The 17,405-nt window shown below is 35.0% G+C and carries 13 protein-coding genes; 5 read left to right on the top strand and 8 right to left on the bottom strand.

The window, feature by feature from the left end; all coding sequences use genetic code 11:
• Positions 1-95: 95 nt before the first annotated feature.
• A complete protein-coding gene (locus BST93_RS09580; protein WP_042280168.1) occupies positions 96-1,340 on the top strand; it encodes an ABC transporter permease in 1,245 nt (414 codons plus the stop codon).
• On the top strand, positions 1,333-1,872 hold the full coding sequence (locus BST93_RS09575) for a methylated-DNA--[protein]-cysteine S-methyltransferase (RefSeq protein WP_105019001.1): 540 nt from the start codon (positions 1,333-1,335) through the stop codon (positions 1,870-1,872). The genes BST93_RS09580 and BST93_RS09575 overlap by 8 nt, the downstream gene beginning before the upstream one ends.
• Here the strand turns inward: BST93_RS09575 and BST93_RS09570 are convergent.
• On the bottom strand, positions 1,865-2,440 hold the full coding sequence (locus BST93_RS09570) for a PhnA domain-containing protein (RefSeq protein ID WP_105019000.1): 576 nt from the start codon (positions 2,438-2,440) through the stop codon (positions 1,865-1,867). The two genes, BST93_RS09575 and BST93_RS09570, sit on opposite strands and share 8 nt — an antisense overlap.
• A 143-nt stretch (positions 2,441-2,583) precedes the next feature.
• Here BST93_RS09570 and BST93_RS09565 point away from each other — a divergent pair, with 143 nt between their 5' ends.
• The 3 genes from BST93_RS09565 to BST93_RS09555 all read left to right on the top strand — a co-directional run bounded on the left by BST93_RS09565 (position 2,584) and on the right by BST93_RS09555 (position 9,333).
• Positions 2,584-6,339: a transglutaminase domain-containing protein gene (locus BST93_RS09565; RefSeq protein WP_105018999.1), complete on the top strand. Its 3,756-nt coding sequence runs from the start codon at positions 2,584-2,586 to the stop codon at positions 6,337-6,339.
• A 226-nt stretch (positions 6,340-6,565) separates the two neighbouring features.
• Positions 6,566-8,797: a catalase/peroxidase HPI gene (gene katG, locus BST93_RS09560; protein ID WP_105018998.1), complete on the top strand. Its 2,232-nt coding sequence runs from the start codon at positions 6,566-6,568 to the stop codon at positions 8,795-8,797.
• Between the two features lie 62 nt (positions 8,798-8,859).
• Positions 8,860-9,333: an ankyrin repeat domain-containing protein gene (locus BST93_RS09555; protein WP_105018997.1), complete on the top strand. Its 474-nt coding sequence runs from the start codon at positions 8,860-8,862 to the stop codon at positions 9,331-9,333.
• 33 nt (positions 9,334-9,366) lie between these two features.
• Here BST93_RS09555 and BST93_RS09550 read toward each other — a convergent pair whose 3' ends face one another.
• The 7 genes from BST93_RS09550 to aroC form a co-directional block, all read right to left on the bottom strand.
• Positions 9,367-10,518: a peptidase MATCAP family protein gene (locus tag BST93_RS09550; RefSeq protein WP_105018996.1), complete on the bottom strand. Its 1,152-nt coding sequence runs from the start codon at positions 10,516-10,518 to the stop codon at positions 9,367-9,369.
• Positions 10,519-10,520: 2 nt separating this feature from the next.
• A complete protein-coding gene (locus tag BST93_RS09545) occupies positions 10,521-11,354 on the bottom strand; it encodes an N-formylglutamate amidohydrolase (RefSeq protein WP_105018995.1) in 834 nt (277 codons plus the stop codon).
• Complete coding sequence (gshB, locus tag BST93_RS09540) at positions 11,347-12,378, bottom strand: glutathione synthase (protein WP_105018994.1); 1,032 nt, start codon at positions 12,376-12,378, stop codon at positions 11,347-11,349. Before gshB ends, BST93_RS09545 begins: the two co-directional genes overlap by 8 nt.
• 101 nt (positions 12,379-12,479) lie before the next feature.
• On the bottom strand, positions 12,480-13,292 hold the full coding sequence (locus tag BST93_RS09535; RefSeq protein WP_105018993.1) for a lamin tail domain-containing protein: 813 nt from the start codon (positions 13,290-13,292) through the stop codon (positions 12,480-12,482).
• On the bottom strand, positions 13,279-14,811 hold the full coding sequence (locus tag BST93_RS09530; protein WP_105018992.1) for a phage tail-like protein: 1,533 nt from the start codon (positions 14,809-14,811) through the stop codon (positions 13,279-13,281). Before BST93_RS09530 ends, BST93_RS09535 begins: the two co-directional genes overlap by 14 nt.
• A 103-nt stretch (positions 14,812-14,914) precedes the next feature.
• Positions 14,915-16,243 (bottom strand): dicarboxylate/amino acid:cation symporter, encoded by a 1,329-nt coding sequence (locus BST93_RS09525; RefSeq protein WP_042280146.1) that lies wholly within the window; start codon positions 16,241-16,243, stop codon positions 14,915-14,917.
• Positions 16,244-16,306: 63 nt separating this feature from the next.
• Entirely contained in the window at positions 16,307-17,371 is a 1,065-nt protein-coding gene (gene aroC / locus BST93_RS09520; protein ID WP_105018991.1) for a chorismate synthase, read from the bottom strand.
• Positions 17,372-17,405 lie beyond the last annotated feature (34 nt).

The following is a 17,405-nucleotide window of genomic DNA, read 5'->3' as shown; positions in this document are numbered from 1 at the left end:
CTGTGTATATACCGTGTTCATAAAGTCATCTTAAGTCTTTGCAACTTTTTTAACCGAATCTCGTAACTTTTCACTCTTTATGTAGTCCTATTGACATGTTCAAATTATTCCGACAGAATATCAGTATTGCACAGCAGAGTATTAAAGGGCAGTTGCTGCGTACCGTGCTCACCGTATTAATAATCGCCATAGGAATAACTGCTCTTGTGGGTATTCTAAGCTCTGTTAACGCTCTTAAAACTACTATTACTAATGGCTTTGAAGGAATCGGTGCCAATACGTTTAATATCCAGCAATATGAATTAGGATTCAGAAGTCGAGGTGGTGGAAAACGCACACAGGTAAACCCTATAATCTCCTATTCCCAAGTTAAAGAATTTGAAGAGCGTTATGTGGATCCATTGACTCAAGTAGGTGTTTCCTTTCAGGCTACGAGCCAAGCCGAAATAAAAAGCGAGGATCGTAAAACAAAACCTAAAGTAATTGTAGCTGGAGTAAATGAACATTATGTAGAAAATGCAGGTATAGAATTAGGGCAAGGTAGACCCTTTACTTCTATCGATATTCAAAAAAATGCAAGGGTTTGTTTGATAGGTAGTGATATGGAAGATGCTCTCTTTCAAGGATTAAATCCTATAGGTCAACAGTTATCCATACGTGGCAATAAGTTTACGGTTATTGGAATGCTCAAGGAAAAAGGAGCCACTTTTGGAAACAATCAGGATCTAAGAGTCTTAATTCCAATAGGTATGGCGAGATCAATTTATACGTCGCCTAATATCAATTATAACGTGAGTGTAAAGGTGTTTGATGCAAATTATATGGATAAAGCTCAAGATAAAGCTACCATACTCATGCGCAGTATAAGAAACCTAACACCCGTTCAAGAAAATAATTTTGGGATAGTACGCAGTGATAGTTTTCTAGCTTCCTTCAATGAGATATCAGGAGCACTAGGATTTGCAGCCTTCTTTATTTCGATTATTACGATTTTTGGTTCAAGTATTGCTTTAATGAACATCATGCTAGTTTCTGTAACAGAGAGAACTAGAGAAATAGGTGTGCGTAAAGCACTAGGAGCTAGACGCAGTACAATTTCTTGGCAGTTTTTTATTGAGACCTTTCTTATCAGTCAATATGGTAGTATAACAGGAATCTTATTAGGTATGCTCATAGGTTACTCCATGTCTACCTTTGCCTTTGAGATTCCATTTGAAATTCCGGTTTATCCGATCATTTATGCAACCATCGTTTCTATTTTAATCGCTATTCTTTCTGGACTTTTTCCTGCAATAAAAGCAGCAAGGTTAGATCCTATTGAATCACTGCGATATGAGTAATCACATACTCGTTGCACCCTATTCCAGTCCAGTAGGAATTCTTTTAATTGGAACTTTTGACGATCATCTGGTGTTGTGCGATTGGAAGTATAGAAAGCAACGAGATCAAATCGATCATCGATTGACTCAATATTTTAATGCAAGCCTTGAGTATAAGAAAACGAGATTCCATCAAACCATTTTCCAACAACTCGAGGATTATTTTAATAAGGGTTTAAAAAAGTTCACAATTCCTATATTACTAGCAGGAACCAATTTTCAAAAAGACATTTGGAATACATTACTGGACCTAGAATATGGCGAGGTTATTTCTTATGGTGCGCTTTCGCGAAAGCGTAATCAACAAAAAGCAATAAGAGCCTTAGCCGCTGCAAATGGTGCTAACGCGCTTTCCATAATTGTACCTTGTCATCGAGTAGTTGGCGCAGACGGCAGTCTTACGGGATATGCTGGTGGCTTAAAAGCTAAGAGGTATTTGATAGACCTAGAAAGAAAAAATAGTGATACAGGTCAAATGAAACTGTTTATTTAGTTTTTTTCACATATTGAGTGAGAATAACAATGTATTGACTATTCACTCTACCTTCAATGTGATTTTCGTTTTCATGATCCAAATTGATATTATGTACTGCGGTTCCTCGCTTTGCAACAAAACTAGTTCCTTTTACATCTAGATCCTTTATTAAAACAACGCTATCACCTTTTTTTAAAACGTTACCATTACAGTCTTTATGTACTATTTGCGGTGTTTTAATTAATCCAGAATCTGCCCAATTTTTTACTTCTTCTTCCATATACATCATTTCTATCAAATCGCGAGTCCATGAAAACTGATTGAACTGATGTAATAGACGATAGGACAACACTTGGATCTCAATTACTGGATGCCAAATGCTATCATTTAATAATCTCCAATGATTTTCATCAACAGGAACAACCTCATTGATTTGTTCTTCACAATTTGAACAGATTATCACCTCATTTTCAAACTGATCAAATCCAGTATTTTCAACTTTAAATTGAACCAAATTCTGTTCACTGGAACATAGTTCGCATTTATGATTGGCTCTGTTTAGTAATTTGGCGTCAAGTTTAGACATTGTAATCCTGATTTAAGGTGCGGCAAATGTAAGATTTAAAAAATTGTTAAATAACTCCTATTACAATGATTTAGAAGGTAAGAAATTACGTTAGAAACAGATTTCTGTTCTATTTTGTCCTCAGTAAAAAATTTTAACCAATCATGAGGAAACCATTCCAAATTGCGCTCATCATATTCTTGATGGTCGCCCAAGGAGCATTAGCTCAAAATCCAACGATTACATCAACCAGTAAATCACTTTTAAACAACAACCGAGCGAAAGCGCTCACGACCTCAAAAAAACTTAAAAAGAACAATATTGAGGAAGCTTTTCTAAGAAAACTAACCGAGACAGAAAATGGTCAAATCGACAATGAATATGAGTTTCTAGAAAGCTTTATAAAGTTACCAGGTTTTGAACCTTATCTATATGCTGGATGGGATTCAAATATATTTTTAGGTGATTATAGAGATGAAGGATTTTCACCAGCCAAACTTAAAGTACTTAAAAAAATTAAAGCTCTTAATACCAATGATGTAACCATACGAGATGGTTACAAATATGTCCAATCATTAGTTTTAAACAATTTAAAGGAATTTGATGATCGACAAGATATTAAGCAATCTATTCCTACAGTAGAAAATTGGGAATTTGTAGGACCTTTTGAAAACCTAAATGAAAGTGGTATGGACATCCAGTATGAGCCAGAACTGCAAGCTGTTTCAGCAAATGGTTTTGATACTAAAGGTAACGGAATAGTTAATTGGTATAAACCTAACTTAATTAAAGATCGACCTTATTTCTTCTTTGTAAATCATGATGAATATGGTGATAAAGTAAGCTATGCTCAAACTTTTATAAACTCTGATAAGGATCAAAGAGTTACTATGTCTTTAGGACGCGGTGGTTTGATCAAAGTTTTTGTGAATGACGCACTTGCTTTTGAAAGTGATGAAGATGTGCAAACCGAAATGGATGCAAACAGATTTAAAGTATCACTTAAGAAAGGTGTTAATAGAATTCTTATCAAAATGGCTTCTAGTGATACGAATTATTTCATGTTAAGATTTATGGATGATGAGAATAACATCCTTCCACTTAATGGCGATCTTTCTAATAAATCTTATACCAAACAAACCATATCAGATATAAATCCAGAGGTAATTACACATCCTTTTGAAAGCTTTTTTGAAAATAAGATTCAAGAGAATCCGGATAATGTTATCAATATCTTCAGTTTATACAGTACTTATTTAAGAAATGGTCGAGTTAAAAAAGCCAGAGCTTTTCTAGAGCCATACATTGAGAAATATCCTAATAGTACTATTATCAAGGTATATTTAATTGAAGCATACGCTTTTGGCGATGATGAGAAAGATGAAAAAATGCTTCAATATCTTGAAGATCTTAAAAGAGAGGATTCAGATTATTATCAATCCTTAGTTCTAGAGTTTTTAGATACAGAGAAGCTGTTTAAGAAAGACGTGAAATCTTTCGAGACTTTTATTAAAAAGGTAAAGAAAGCTACTACACTTGAACAAACTAGATTAGGAACTGACTTCTTTCTTGCGATAAGAAAAGAAGAACCATTAAAAGCTAAAGCAGTTATTGATCAAATCGTAAGTAGCGATAGAGTTAGTTTGAGCACTAAGGTTACTTTTATCAATTTCTATAAAACCCTTTTTAAAAATGAAAATCTTTTTGAAAACCAATTAGAAAATCTTGAGGATGATTACTTTACCTGGCAAATAATGAATAAGCTAGGTTCACATTACTACCAATCTGGTCGTAAAAGAGAGTATGAGAAATTCATGACAAAGCACTTAGGCCGTTATGACTTTATGAATGCTAATGTTCAACGATTAGCTCGAATTAAATATGATCTTGGAAAATTTGATGAATCATTGGAAATACTTGATAAAGCTTTAGAAAACTACCCTTATGCTTTACGAGTAAGAGAAATGAAAGGTGATATATACCTAAAAAAGAATGACAAAAAGAATGCCCTTAAATGGTATGAAGAAAAATTGGCTCGCAGTGCGTCAAACCTAAGTTTAAGACGCAAAATTTTTGATCTTAAAGACAAGAAAGATCCATTTGAGATTGTAAAGGAAAAAGATAGGTATGAGTTCATAGAGGCAAATCGAGGGCAAAAGACTGAAAATGAATACGGCCTTACTATTCTTTCTGATGAAAATTTAATCATGCTTTATGAACGAGGCGGATCTCGTTTTTACGCTAACTACATTTATGAAATCACCTCAGATAATGGTATTGAAATAATGAAAGAATACGATCTAGGCTTGTATGGTAATTATTATATCGATAAATCAGAGATTGTAAAACCTAATGGTTCTGTAGAACAAGCAGAGCGCAGTGGATCAAACATGGTTTTTAATAATCTTGAAATTGGAGATGTTATTTATATATCCTATGAATCAGAATATGGTAGCTATGGACGCTTTTATAAAGATTATGATAACGTATTCTCTGCTCAAGGTTACCACCCTATTAAGGAGTATTCGTTAAGAATCATAACTGAAAATAATCAGCCTTTAAACTATGAGGTTCTTAATGGGAATATGACCTTTAAAAACATTGAGGTTGACGGTATGAAAGGATATGAATGGACAGCAAATAATGTACCTGGAATAGGAACTTCAGAAGACTACATGAAGCCTATGTCTGATATAGGGACTAGAATTCATATAAGTACTATTAAAGATTGGAATGAAATATCAGACTGGTATTCTGATCTTGTGAGAAGTCAAATTGAAGTAGAAGATGAAGTGAAAAACGTTATTGCAAAAATTTTCCCGAATGGTCATGCAGGATTGACTGATGAGCAAAAAGCAAAAACTATATACGACTTTATTACTGATGAGTTTACTTACAGTTATGTAAGTTTTAAGCAAAGTGGTTATGTTCCTCAAAAGCCTTCAAAAACAATTACTTCAAAGCTGGGTGATTGTAAGGACTTCTCTACCCTATTTGTGGCTCTTGCGAGTCAAGTTGATTTAGATGCCAACTTAGTTCTTATCTTGACATCTGATTACGGCGAGAATTCATTGAGATTACCTTCAAGAGATTTCAATCACTGTATAGTAAAGTCAAAAATTGATGGTGAAGAATATTTCATTGAATTAACGGATAAGTTCTTACCATTTAAATCTTTTCCTGAGACGTTAGATGGGGCCATTGCACTAGAAATTCCATTTAACGCAACTGGATCTACTAACGACATTTTCAATCTTAAAGAAGTAAATTTTGAACCAAGTATCGTTACTACCGATGCCATAGTTACCGTAACAGATGATAATTATCAAGCTACCATAACAACTGATGTTTCAAGTAGTGCTAGTTCTTATCTACGTAGTTTATTAGATGAAGAAAGTGAAAAACTTAAAAAAGAGAATTTAGAAAGCTTCATTAAAAATAGATCAAACGAAGAGATAAAACTCAATGAATTAATTACGGCAAACTATGAGCATGAATCTAATAAAGCAATTTTAAAAGCACAGGTTGAAGTAAAAGCTAAACCGGCTAAAATAGGCTCTTTAAAAACATTTAAAATTCCTTTATTTTCTCAACCGTATACCAAAGGAATTGTAGAAAAAGATGAAAGACAGCACGACATAGTTTATAAATACTATGAGAACGCTAATAAGTACATTGAAACTACTTTAATTGAAATTCCATCAGGTAAGCAGTTCATAGAAATACCTGAAAACAAGTCTTTTAATTATAAAAATCATAGTTATTCAATGACTTTCAATAAGATTTCAGCAAATAAAGTAGAGGTCAAAATTATATCTGAAACCGACACAGCCGATATTTCTAAGGAAGAATATGCTGCGTTTAAATCTTATGTAAACAATATAATGGAAACTAGAGAGCAATATTTTGCTTACAAATAAGAACTAGAATAATCATTTTAAAGGGTGTATCTATTAGGTACACCCTTTTTTTATTCTATCACTTAACAATTACTTAAAGCTATGTAATTTTAACCTTTAATAGTTTTTTCTTATTTTTAAATACGATATTAATATTTGTATCTAATCCTAAGTAGCATAATAACAGCTAATTTTGAGAACATACTTAACAAGTTTAATTTCGATTATTAACCTAAAATAAACAACTATGAACTCTAACAAACCACATGGAGAAGCCTTTGACATCAATGATTCCGATGCTTCAAAATGCCCCTTTTTAAGCGGGAATCAAAGTCAAACGGCTGGTCATGGAACAAAAAATCGTGATTGGTGGCCTAATGAACTTAAATTAAATATATTACGACAACACGATCCTAAACATAATCCATTAGGAGAAGACTTTAACTATGCCGAAGCATTTGCTAGCATTGATTACGAGGAATTAAAAAAGGACCTTACACAATTAATGACAGACTCTCAAGATTGGTGGCCAGCAGATTATGGACATTACGGCGGATTAATGATAAGAATGGCATGGCATAGTGCTGGTACCTATCGTGTAGGTGATGGTCGTGGTGGCGCATCAACAGGTAATCAACGTTTTGCCCCAATTAATAGCTGGCCAGATAATGGAAACCTAGATAAAGCGCGTTTATTATTATGGCCTATAAAGCAAAAGTACGGTAGTAAACTTTCATGGGCAGATCTTATGATTCTAGCAGGAAATGTCGCTTTAGAATCAATGGGATTCCCAACCTTTGGTTATGCAGGTGGTAGAGAAGATATTTACGAACCAGAACAGGATGTTTACTGGGGAACCGAGACAGAATGGGGTGAAAACGCAGCACGATATGATGGAGAAAAAGATCCGTTAAAACGAGATCTAGAAGATCCACTTGCCGCAGTTATGATGGGTTGGATCTATGTAGATCCTGAAGGACCAGACGGTAATCCAGACCCTATAGGATCGGCAAAAGATGTAAGAGAAACTTTTGGCCGTATGGCGATGAACGATGAGGAAACAGTTGCTCTAGTTGCCGGTGGACATACATTTGGTAAAGCTCACGGTGCTGCAGATCCAGGACAATACGTAGGTGTGGAACCTCATGGGGCTTCAATGGCCGAAATGAGCACAGGATGGAAAAATACTTTTCAATCTGGTGTACTTGATGATGTAATTACTTCTGGTATCGAAGGAGCCTGGACACCTAATCCAACTCAATGGGATGCCGACTATTTTGATGTCTTACTTAACTACGATTGGGAACTTACAAAAAGTCCAGCAGGAGCGCATCAATGGACTCCTACAAAAGAATCCCAAGCAAGAATGGCACCTACTGCTGGCGGTAAAGGGAAACAAGCGCTCATGATGACTACGGCAGATATTGCTTTGAAAGAGGACCCTGAATACTTGAAGATTTCAAAAAGATTTCATGAAGATCATAAAGCCTTTGAAGAAGCTTTCGCGAAAGCGTGGTTTAAACTTACACACAGGGATATGGGACCAAAAGACCGTTATATAGGTCCAGAAATTCCGAAAGAAGATTTATTATGGCAAGATCCAATTCCTAAAGTAGATTACAAATTAAGTGATACCGATATTCATACGCTAAAATCTATGATTGAATCCAGCGAATTAACCATTTCAGAAATGGTTAGAGTAGCATGGGCGTCTGCCTCTACATATAGAGACTCTGATAAACGAGGTGGAGCAAATGGCGCTAGAATTGCATTACAGCCGCAACGCAGCTGGAAAGTGAACAATCCTAGTGAATTGAATAAGGTTCTTGATGTGTATCAAAAAATAAAAGAAACCTTTAATGGAGAAGTGTCTCTGGCAGATTTAATAGTACTTGCAGGAAATGTAGCTATAGAAAAAGCCGCACACCAAGCAGGATACAGTGTAGAAGTACCATTTACTCAAGGAAGAGGTGATGCACTACAAGAGCAGACAGATATTGAACAGTTTAATTATTTAAAACCAGCAGGTGATGGTTTTAGAAATTATAAAAATGCTAATGTTGATGCAAAAGCTGAAAATCTTCTTGTAGATAAAGCAAATCTATTAACACTTACTGTCCCTGAAATGACTGTTTTAGTAGGTGGAATGCGAGTTCTAGGAGCAAATTATGATCAATCTGATTATGGTGTTTTTACTGAAAATGTAGGAAGTTTATCTAACGACTTTTTCAAGACCATATTAGACATGAGATATACTTGGAAAGAAACGTCAGAAGAAGAAACTCATTTTGAGGGAAGAGATCGAGCTACAGGTGAATTAAAATTCAAAGCTACAAGAGCCGACTTAATTTTTGGTTCCAATACTGAATTAAGAGCGGTATGTGAAGTTTATGGAGCCAATGATGGTGAGGAAAGGTTTGTAAACGATTTTGTAAAAGCATGGGCAAAAGTTATGGATCTAGATAGATTTGACGTATAAATTATTAAAAATTCTAAAACGGGACTTGGATTTAATACCAGTCCCGTTTTTACTTATTCCCTATGACTACTACCCTATTTACTGCCATACAACAAAACCAATTAGTACAAGTTTTAGAAATACTAAAAAGACAACCTGAAATTGTAAATACTACAGATGCAAGAGGTTTTACACCTCTTATTTTTGCCACCTATTTTGATAGAGTTGATATTTCTAAAATATTAATCGATCACAATGCAGTCATTGATCAAAGAGATGGATCAGGAAATACTGCTCTCATAGGAGTTGCGTTCAAAGGAAATATGACACTTGCAAAACTGTTAATCGAAAATGGAGCCAACATAAATGCTACAAATAATTTAGGATACACTCCATTAATTTTTGCCAGCTTGTATAATAATATTGAAATGGTTCAATTTTTAATTGATAATCAAGCCTTAAAGGATATTAAAGATAACGAGGGAAAAACTGCATTGGAACATGCAAGAGCGAAGAAATTCTCGGAAGTTATTTCAATACTATCTAGGAATGAATAATGCTCATTTGTTAAAATTTACTTTTAAAATTTTCTATTTTAAATGTTTCAGAATAAAATCTAAAGTTTCATTCGTATTCAAATTGTTTTTTAAAGACAATGAATCGTAAGAAATAGGAATAGAGAGTCCTTCACGCTCTAGCTCCTGAACTATACCACTATACTCAAGGGAACATTTACCTCTCAATTGTAGTTCTATTGATTGATCCTCTTTAAAAAGGTCATAAATCTTTTTTAAACCTGATAAGTAAAGAGCATCTTTAGTAAAACCACCACCACGATGAACTCTTAAAGTGATCGCAAATGATTTATCCCTATCTAACTTGTATTTAGTATGAAGCAGGTCAAAAGTGTCAGTGAATGTGTATCCTTTAAGTAAGGAATCTACAGCTATTACTCGATAGGCTAGTTCTCTTAATCGATCGATTGTAAGATTATTTGTCATATACTCTGCCATTACAGCGAGCCCTTCTTGAGTTTCAACATTATTAGGAAAACCGTTTTTAAAGACCTTTAATGGCTGTTCCAATGCATTAAAAGTAGTTACCAAATGTACTCCTATCTCATGGTGAGCCAATACATTAAGCTGGTGTTTACTAAATTTAGAATTACGTTTCAGTATTAAAGCCTGGTCAATATTGGAGACCATAGCACTTGCGCTCATAGCACTACTAGTCTTAATAGTAAAGTCAAAATTGTAATTGACTTTATAGTCTTCAAAAAAACTTATAGCTTCCTCCGTAGTGAGAAACTCATCTTCTTTTTGATACTCTTCAATATTATCGGTATAGTGAAGTATAAAACGAGCATTTTCTACCATTTTTTCAGTTGGCGTACCGTAATACCTCAAACTGTTATAATAAAATTTGTTACCTGTATCTCCTATGGTCTCGATACATTCAACCATACCACTGTAATAGTAAATGATATCTTTGTAAAAATCCCTAATAATCTCGTTGTCAATACGCTCCAACCGTTGACTAAAAAATAGCCTGTGTAGTTTATAGGGATTAAATTTTATCTTACGATATTTAAAATTGGGTTCGTAATTGTATCTTTTCTGAAAAAACGTTTTCTTCTCTTTTGCAATATTCTGTGGATTGATATAAGCTAGTAATTCTAGTTTACCTATCAACCTATCTAGACTACGATCTATTTCAAGTATGGAATTTGATGCACTATTCATTCTTATTTCAATCCATGTGTTGTTTGAAAATTATGCGCATGAGATTTGATGTAATATCTTAAAAGATCTTGAACCGATTTAATAACATCAGGAAATAATTGCCCTGTGAGTTCGTCGCAATAGATTTTAGAAATTTCTGTTGCTAGAACTAGTGTATTTTGAGTATTTGCGGTTATAAATTTTAAGAAATATCCGTTACCTTGAAAAACATCATTAATATTACACCTGACCTCTTGATCTATTGGTAAGGGTAAGTCATCTAACATTTCTTGCCATTCAGTTATAGCAACTCTGTATCTATCTTCATCTACATTTGAAGTACCTATATTAAAAACTGGAACTTCTCTATCCCATCTCTTGTAATTATAACTGTGCATGTCATAAACGACAACCGCAGGATACATTTCTTCAAGTTTATGAGAAAGAGCTTTAACTACTCTATAGAAGTTGTTGTGTTTTTGAAGTTGTTGTTCTTTCTGCTTTCGCGAAAGCGGAGTGCTCCACAATTTTTTACCCCATGCAGAATCATAGATCGCAGTATCTGGAGCTCGATTAAGATCGTACTCAAACCTACTGTCTAAACCTATAAGAGTAATTGGTGTATCAGAAATCATTTGACCTGTCGCGGGATCTTCCTCATACCAACGCTCATATTCTGAGTGTAAGCATTGCGACCATAAGGAAGCATCAAAATGATGTCCATCATGAACGGCTGCTGCAAAGAAAGGAACATAATCTTCTATCTTAACAACAAAAGAATAATCAAATGCTACCGCATGAAAGGTTTCTTCCTTTCTAATTTTTTCTATGATTTCTTCAATACTCAGTTTAATCATCTTGTATAGATAACTTGAGTTTGTTACGACGTTCTTGAGCCTTTTTTTCGGTTTCAACTACTTCTTCAAAATAGTTGATTACCTTTTCCTGCAATTTTGTTTTGTTGACTTTATTAATGTACGAAATTCCACCTGGTGACATTACATTAACTTCTACCAGCATACCATTGATCACATCAATTCCAACAAAATAAAGACCATCCTTAACTAATTTTGGTCCAATTTTATTGCAAAGATTCTTTTCTGCTTTTGTGAGAGCATGTTTTTGAAATGAACCACCTGCGCTTATATTAGATCTGTGGTCATCACCACTAGGTACTCTTTTTACTGCACCTATAGGTTTACCGTTGAGTAACAATATACGAACATCGCCATTATCTGCTCCCTCAATATAATCTTGAAGTATTACATAATTAGTGGTTCCATCCTTATTATCAATATAAAAGTCTAGCAAAGAGTTAACATTTTGCATTGCATTTTTTTCAATCATGATCACACCACTTCCGCCATAGCCATTGAGAGGTTTCATAATCATTTTGTCCTTTGGATTTTCCTTAATCACGCTTTTAAGGTACTTCTTGTTTTTGGAAACATGAGTAACTGGAATGATTTCATTGTTTGGATCATCAAAACAAGCAGTGTACAATTTGTTGTTTGCCTCGCGCAATCCCTCAATGTCGTTTACTATGAAGACATCTTCCTTTACACTATCTAGAAAATTTAAGGCTATGGGATCAAGAGGTGGATTTGCTCTCATCATGATTATATCAAAGCCAGCTAGAGGAAGCATTTTTTCTTTAAACTCAGCTTTTTTATAAAACGATTTCATTTGAGCAGGAACTTTATCCATTTTACGTATAACCTTAGAAAAAGCATAAGCTATACTACCACGTATTGTTAGGTTAGATGGCGTTGCAATGGCCACTTTATGACCTCTTTTAACACATTCATGAATTAGGGTAAGGGAACTATCGGTCTCAGGAACGATTTCTTCCCATGGATACATAATAAAACAAATATTCATAAGATATAATTGTGGCTTGATTGCATGTGCAAACTACTAAAATATACAGTAATCTTGTAATGATTTCTGAAAAATAGACTCTATTTATAGAAATCTAGAAATTATCGTGTGCCTAAATGTGAAAAATCATTTTCAGGATGTGCGGTCCATTCTGACGTATTCCATGAGGCGTTAGGATCTGTAATTGATGCTATTCTCCTGATACCGTTTAGGTAGGTATCTTGTCCATCTACAGCATAACCAGTTCCAGGGTCAGTTCCTGGAATTCCCACCACGTCGATAATATTATTTGATAAATCAGTTAACAAAACAGGATCGTCACCATTAAAGTCTAATGGGTCACCAGCATTAGGCACATTATAATCTATCACCGATGCTGAAACTTCAGTTTGCAGCACGTTTGCAATTACAAAAGTGTCTCCGGGAGCGATACTTCCTGTAATAAAGATTTCACGATCGGTACCTCCAATGGGAAAATCACCACCGTTCCTAAAAATAATTAATTTAATGGTCGATAAATCAATAGTACTTGAAGTACCATTATAAAGTTCAATAAATTTATTGTTACCACCACCTTCAATATATTCAGATATAATGAGTTGTGAAGTAACCGTAGAACAGTGAATTTGTTGCCATGAGTTTGTTACTCCATCATAAATTTCTAAACACTGTTGGGTTGTGTAATTTACGTAAACTAATGTCCCATCGCTTGAAGCTGTTGTATTGATAATAGCTTGTTGTGCAGGTGTGACCAAAGGTATTTGCATACCGCCAAAACTTACACTGGTTTGAGCATTTATATCTAAAGCAACCGCACTATCAGGTAAATTGGTATTAATACCGACTTGACAATAAACTTTTCCAAATACTAAGGAAGTAAGTATAAGGAATAAAAAAGATTTACGGATTACCATATAATTCTACGTTATCAATTACCCAAATCTCATTATTATGATCATTATACATTACGATTGAAAAAACCAAATTAGCACTATTTGGGATTCCTGTAATCGTAACTGTAGAATAACCACTAGATCCAGCTGGCGTAACTACCGAGGTGCTTATATTGTCACCATCATAATTTAGAGAGTAAGATCCAGTAGCCGAAAAATCATACCGTCGATTATTATTTCCTAAAATTTCTAATTCATAACTGTAAGTTAAACCACCATCGGTACTAACATATACATCTATATAATCTCCTCCATCTGCACCATTACCGTTCGAAATTAAACTAAAGCTAGCCAATCTAAATGTAGCTGTTACCGAGGAGAAACCACTAGCATCAACACTTCCAAAATCTATATCAGCATAATCATTATTAACTCCATATGATCTAGAGTCAATATAGGTAGGTGTATTGGGCGCAGTTCCTACTCCCGTCTGTAAGCTACCCGTAGCATTATCGGTGTAATTTAATGTAGGTAAAGCTGGAGTAGTCTCAAAATCTTGTATTCCCAATAAAACGGGTACACCATCATCATCGTAAACATCCCAAAGATCAGTATCATCTGTACCTATTGAGTTTGTTCCTAATCCACCAGTAACATTTGTAATGGTAAAAGTTAGGTTTGCGGTTCCATCCAATAGCAAGTTATCTTGAACATTAAATACGGTTGTCGTGTATGGCGAGGTTTGATTGGCTGGTATAGTTATCGTAACAGGTCCTGTTTCTTGCAATCTAGAATAGTCATCACTTGAGATGGTTACATCAACAGCTGTAGTTGAAGTATAAGGATATTCAAAAACTAAATTAATATCATCGGGTACGGCTCCTTCAGATATTGTAGATAATTGTGGATCAAACTCAACTATCGTTGGCGCATACTCAATTTGAGAACTATATGAACTAATTGCCTCGATCCCAGGACTGGCTCCAGTTGTTGTTGTAGGCGTAATTCCTAAATAGATATAGTTACCAGCATCTGCCGCTGTAATGGTATAAGTACTATTAGTTGCTCCTGCAATAGGTGTCCCTACACCAGAATTGGTAGTATTGGTATACCATTGATATAACGGTAAACCTGGTGTATCATTTTCATTATCAGTTTGAAAACTGCTGTTATTTTCATCGTAGGTGGTTGACAATGTTTCACCTACAAGATTTTCAGATGATATCACGACGTTAGCAGCTACAGGTGGTTGATTCATACAGTAAACATCATCCCAACCAGTCAATTGACTATAAATTTGTAAACATCTTAAAGATCCATCAGATAGATAAATCATCATTCCATCAGGAATCGGTGTGGTTATAGCAGCACGCTGGACCAATGTCACAGTAGGTAACTTTAAACCACCGTATACACCTGTACTTATTTCTGCATTTATATCTAGCGCAGCAGCACTATTAGGTGTAGTAGTTCCTATTCCTACTTGTCCAACTGAGAGTTGAACAGAACATAAAATGAGTATAAAATAGAAAAACTTCAAAATCAATATTTTAGCATTATAAAGCTACATGGTTTTGAAGTTTTTAATGTTAATTCATTGTAGTTTTTCGATAAACTACCTTAAACTTTTTATTAACACAATGTTAAGAAGTCACTTCGTCTAGGTTATCATCCCAATTTTTAACATCTGGCTCACCAAATTTTCCCAGACTCTTTGCCACTACCGATGCTACTGTAGCATCTCCAGTAACATTAACTGTGGTTCGCAACATATCAAGTGGCCTATCTACCGCAAATATTAAAGCTAGTGCTACTGGTAACAATTCTGATGGAAAGTCAATAGACTCTAATACGATTACAAGCATCACCATGCCTGCTCCTGGAACAGCTGCACTTCCTATAGATGCTAATAAAGCCGTTAAAATTATAGTTAATTGTCCAGCGAGACCTATCTCAATATTAAGAGCTTGACAAACAAATACCGCTGCCACTGCTTGATATAAACTTGTCCCATCCATATTAATGGTTGCTCCTACCGGTAGTACAAAACTGGAAACATCTTTTTCAACACCCATGTGTTCTTCAACACGTTCCATGGTAACTGGTAAAGTTGCCGCACTGGAACTGGTAGAAAAAGCAAGTAATTGAGCTGGCGCCATTTTGTTAAGAAACCAAAACGGTGACTTTTTTACATAAAGGGCAAAAATCAGACAATAAACTACGATCATTAAGAACAATCCTGCTATAACAGTAAGTGCATAATATAATAAGGCCAATAAGATTTCAGGATCATCGGCACTTACAACAACATTTGCTAGTAAAGCAAATACTGCAAATGGTGCAGTGAGCATAATTAAATCAACCATTTTCAATACTACATCGTTTAAACTGTCAAAAAAGTTCTTAAGTGGTTGCGATCTCTCCTCTCCTATTAATAACATACTTATGCCTAGAAAAATGGCAAAAAATATGACCTGTAACATTAAACTGTTATTGGACATAGCGCTCACAGCATTATCTGGCACCATATCTACAAGAGCTTGTAAAGGACCTGCATCTTTTTGAGCAGCAGCAGTTGCTAGCTTTCCTTGAATATTCTCATTACCCTCGTAAGTACGACTTAATTTTTCTATTGTTTCTTCAGAAACTCCTGATCCAGGTTTTACCAAATTAACAATTCCCAATCCTATAGTTATAGCAATTACAGTAGTTCCTATATAAATAAGAATGGTGCGCAATCCCATGTTGCGAAATTTGGCGATATCCTTTAAATCGGATATACCTTTAATAAGCGATGCTAGAATTAAGGGTACAGCAATTAGCTTTAATAAATTGACAAATATTTTACCAAATGGAGCTATCCAATCACCTACAAAATCTTTTCCTCCATCCCATTGAGCCATTCCTATACCGAATAGGATTCCGACTACCATTCCAATTAATATCTGCCAGTGTAAAGCTAATTTCTTCATATAAGTTGTTTGTTGCTCACGAATAATTCGGTAGGTTGGACCGCTTTCGCGAAAGCGTAATTATTATAATTTTATTGTTTTTGATCTAAGTAGATGATCTAGAATAGTTATTGCAGCCATAGATTCTACAATGGGAACTGCACGAGGAACTACACAAGGATCATGTCTACCTTTACCTTTCATAATCACTTTATTACCTTCATGATCAATAGTTTCTTGATCCTGCATAATGGTGGCAACTGGTTTAAAGGCGACTCTAAAATAAATGTCCATTCCATTTGAAATTCCACCTTGAATTCCACCACTCAAATTGGTCTGGGTTGTGCCATCTTCATTGTAAAGGTCATTATGCTCACTACCTTTCATTTTGGCCCCACAAAAACCGCTACCGTATTCAAATCCTTTAACAGCATTAATAGAAAGCATGGCCTTACCCAAATCGGCATGTAACTTATCAAATACGGGTTCTCCCAATCCTGCTGGAACATTTTGAATTACACAGGTTATCGTGCCGCCTATAGTGTCGCCAGATTTGCGTACTTGCATAATTTTTTCTTGCATAGCCTGTGCAGTAGAAGAATCTGGACAACGCACATCATTTGAGTCGATTTGTGAAAAATCTAACTCCTGATACATTTTGTTTATAAATAAATCTCCTACACTACTAGTGAAGGCATTTACCTTAATATCGCTTAGTACTTGTTTTGCAATTGCTCCAGCAACTACTCTACAAGCTGTTTCACGAGCGCTACTGCGACCACCACCGCGATAATCTCTTACACCATATTTATCCTGATAAACTTTGTCGGCATGACTAGGTCTATAGGAGTCTTTGATATGCGAATAATCTTTTGACTTTTGATTTTCATTTACAATTTGAAAGCCTATTGGTGTTCCTGTAGTTTTACCTTCAAAAATACCTGAGTAAAATTGAACTGTGTCACTTTCTTTACGTTGAGTAACTATTTTACTTTGACCAGGTTTACGCCTGTCTAATTCGTATTGAATCGCTTCTAGATTGATTTCAACTCCCGAAGGACATCCGTCAATAACACCACCGATAGCCACACCGTGTGATTCTCCATAAGTGGTGAGTTTAAATATGGTACCTATTGTATTTCCTGCCATGTAAGCAAATATAATGAGTCTGTAATATTAGATT

The sequence above is a fragment of the Nonlabens tegetincola genome, from assembly GCF_002954355.1.
GTDB classification, from domain to species: Bacteria; Bacteroidota; Bacteroidia; order Flavobacteriales; family Flavobacteriaceae; genus Nonlabens; species Nonlabens tegetincola.
Note: the sequence above shows the minus strand (reverse complement) of the source record. Positions and strands in the feature narration are given on the sequence as shown.